General features: G+C 54.3%; 3 protein-coding genes. 1 reads left to right on the forward strand and 2 read right to left on the reverse strand.

Annotation, left to right across the window (positions count from 1 at the left end; genetic code table 11):
- Positions 1-252, reverse strand: a 252-nt coding sequence (locus K5905_RS30005; protein WP_297591336.1) for an ATP-binding cassette domain-containing protein, incomplete at its 3' end; no start/stop codon positions are given.
- Positions 253-336: 84 nt separating this feature from the next.
- Positions 337-1,257: a sugar ABC transporter substrate-binding protein gene (locus tag K5905_RS30010; protein ID WP_297591338.1), complete on the reverse strand. Its 921-nt coding sequence runs from the start codon at positions 1,255-1,257 to the stop codon at positions 337-339.
- Positions 1,258-1,549: 292 nt separating this feature from the next.
- Here K5905_RS30010 and K5905_RS30015 point away from each other — a divergent pair, with 292 nt between their 5' ends.
- A complete protein-coding gene (locus tag K5905_RS30015) occupies positions 1,550-3,265 on the forward strand; it encodes a methyl-accepting chemotaxis protein (protein ID WP_297591340.1) in 1,716 nt (571 codons plus the stop codon).
- Positions 3,266-3,538: the final 273 nt, after the last annotated feature.

Consider the following 3,538-nt stretch of genomic DNA (forward strand, 5'->3'; position numbering starts at 1 on the left):
CGGTCGATAATCGTCCCCGGCAAAGGAAATGCTGCCGGCGTCATAGGGAAAGACGCCTGAGAGAATTTTGATGAGGGTCGATTTGCCGGCGCCGTTTTCGCCGACCAGAGCGTGAACTTCGCCTTTTTCGAGCGAAAAGCTGACCCCATCGAGAGCTTTGACACCGCCGAAATGCTTCTTCAGTCCTTCTACGGACAGGAATGCTGGGGCGTCAGCCGGATCGGGCACGGCAGGAAGCGATGCAGCTGCCATCATTTGTCCAGTCATCTTGTTTTAGAAAGATGGAAGGCGCCCCCGCCCTAAGGCTGACCGGAACGGGGGCGCATGGAAACCGGCTTAGTTGGCGGTTACCAATTCGATCGGCGTCTTGACCCAGCCTTCCAGCTGCGGCCCGCCTTTGACGACTTCGAGAGCCAGATCGATTGAGTTTGCGGCCATGTCGGTGCCGAACTGGTCAACGGTTGCCAACATGCGTCCGTCTGCGACCATCGGGCCGACTGCGGGGATATTGTCGAAACCGACGACAACGATGTCATTACGGCCAGCGCTTTCCAGTGCCTTGACGACACCGATTGCCATGGAGTCGTTGGCAGCCATCACTCCTTGAATGTCCGGATGCGCGGTCAGCATGTTGGAAAAGACGGTGTTGGCTTCCTCGGTTTCCCAGTGCGCCGTCCGGCTGTCGAGAAGGTTGAGCTTGTATTCGGCAACGGAGTCTTCAAAGCCGAGGCGCCGCTCATTGGCATTGTCGGCACCCGGGTTGCCTTCAATGATAACGACCTTGCCGCCTTCGCCGAGTTTCTTGCCAAGCGCATCACCAGCCAACTTCGCACCGCCTCGGTTATCAGGACCGACAAAGGCCAGCTCGACGTTCTGCTGCTTCTTGGCTTCAGCATCCAGAGCCACATCGAAGTTCACCACCACGATACCGGCTTCCATCGCCTTTTTCAGCGGGCGCACCATCGCGCGTGAATCGGCCGGGGCGACGACAATCGCGTCTACGCCTTGGGTGATGAAATTCTCAACCGCGTTGATCTGCGACTCAAAGTCGGTTTCATTCTGCATGCCGACTGCCAGCAATTCGTAATCGCCACGCTTTTCTTCATGCGCCTGTGCACCTGCCATCATGTTCTGGAAGAACTCGTTTGCGAGCGACTTCATGATCAGACCGACAACAGGCTTGTCGTCGGCCAGGGCGGTTCCAGTAAGCAAAGCGAGACCGGTCGCTGCCGCGGCAGCGATTTTGAATAACTTCATGATTTTCCTCCCAAAAAGGTAACGCCTTTTCACTTCGGGCGACTGAGGTGAAGCGGCTGACTATAGAAATCACGACATTTGGCAAACGTCAATATGAAACGTTTCATTTTTTTGAATGCATTCATATTTTATCATCTTCAGCATGAATTCACGTGACGCTTCCCTCCTGAAAAAGTGCAACGAGAAAAAGTTCCCTAGAGATTTTTAAATAAGCAACCTGAGGTAGATTCTATTTTGTTTAAATTTACTAATATTCGAGAAAATTCCTTACGTTAGATTCGGGGGAATTGGGATGAAAAATATTTACGAGCGCCTTAGCGTCACATCTACCTTGGCGATCATTTCAACGGGATTACTTGCCATCTCAATGTTTGTAGTCGGCATAATTCTATATCAGGTGGCCTTGGGGCAGGCACAAACCGCGGCACTCAAGAAGCAGGACATCAATCTGCGTGTCGCTGCAACGATCCTGCAGGATCGAATTGAAGGAGCCGAGGTTTCCTGGAATTCCGGCGGAAATGTCACGAAGGTCGAACTCGCGGATATTCCTGAATTCACCAATCACGACATGATCGATACGATTGGAAGGATGACCGGCGAAACCGCGACGGTGTTTGCATGGGATCCGGAAACCAAGGACTTTTGGCGCAAAACCACCAACATCATCAAGGGAGACGGAAAGCGCGCTGTCGGAACGCCGCTCGGTCAAAACGGCGCTGTCTATCCGGTCGTGACACAAGGCAAGACATTTAATGGTCAGGCGACCATTCTCGGCAAGGACTACTTCACCGTCTATCAACCGATCTTTTCAACACAGGGCGATATCATCGGCATTCTTTATGCCGGTGTTGAAAAGGCAGCCGTGCAGGCCAACGTGTCGGAACTCATGACGCGGTACATAATGCTGGCATTACCGGTCGTAATCGTGTCCGTCCTGCTGCTTGTCTTTACAATTCGTCGTCAATTGCGGCCCGTTACCCAATTGGCAGAACTTACCAGTGACATTGCACAGGACCAGTTGGACAGCGAAGTGCCTTACAAGGAGCGAGCCGATCAGATCGGGGTTCTGGCGAAGGCCGTGGACAGGCTCAAGACAAGAGCGTCAGAACGCCTTGAACTGGCCGAGCATCAGCGCCAGTCGGAAGCCGACGCCACTGATCGTCAGGACAAGATTCAGGATCTGATCGCAACGTTCCGGAGCAATGTTTCCGATGTTCTGAATTCCGTCAACGAAACGGTGCACGGTCTGGAGGGAACCGCGGGCAATCTCTCAGATCTTTCCGGCCAGAGTGCGACAAGCGCAACCGAAACCCTCAACTCCGCAGACGAAGCCACTACAAGCGTCCAAACGGTGGCAAGCGCAGCAGAAGAACTCTCGGCCTCGATTGGCGAAATCTCGCGTCAGGTCGCCCAGACGACCGAGGTCGTCAGCCGGGCAACCGAAGGCACGCGTGTGACAAACGAGAAAGTCGAGGGACTTGCGGCCTCCGCATCCAAGATTGGCGAAGTTGTCACGCTCATTCAGGCTATTGCCGAGCAGACCAATCTGCTTGCACTCAATGCGACCATCGAAGCGGCACGCGCAGGTGAAGCCGGCAAGGGCTTCGCGGTCGTTGCGGCCGAAGTGAAAGAACTCGCCACTCAAACTTCCAAGGCAACTGAAGAGATCAGCGGTCAGATCACGGCAATCCAGGACGCAACCAAGGAATCGGTCAGTGCAATCGCGGAAATCACCACGATCATGGAGGAAGTGAATTCCTATACCGGTACAATCGCATCAGCCGTGAGCGAGCAAGGGTCAGCGACAGGCGAAATATCACAGAACGCCCAAAAAGCTGCCGAGGGAACGACGTTCGTATCCTCACGAATGTCCGATCTTTCCGGAACGGTGAACCAGACGTCGCAGTCCTCGCAAACAGTGCTTGATGCCTCCGGCGAGCTTGCTGCACGAACCGAACAGTTGAAGCAGGAAGTCGACACTTTCCTCAGTGGGGTTTCGGCCGCCTGACACGAAAATTGTGACACCCGACATCTGACGTCGATGCTGTAGGGCGAATTATCCGGAGCGCGAAGCCGATCTTTGCGCTCCGTTTCATTTGGGCAGCTGAAATCCTTGCCACCAGGTCGAAATCATACCACCCCTCCAGAAAGGCCGAGACTGGTAAACACGATGGCGACGCCTGCCGCTAAAGCCAGCAGCTTGTGAATGGGCTTTTCGAAACCGATCACGGCATAGGAAATCAGTCCGAGCCCCAACCCGATCTTCGCTGTTGCCACAAGG

This window comes from Roseibium sp., from assembly GCF_025698965.1.
In the GTDB taxonomy this organism is placed as follows: Bacteria; Pseudomonadota; Alphaproteobacteria; order Rhizobiales; family Stappiaceae; genus Roseibium.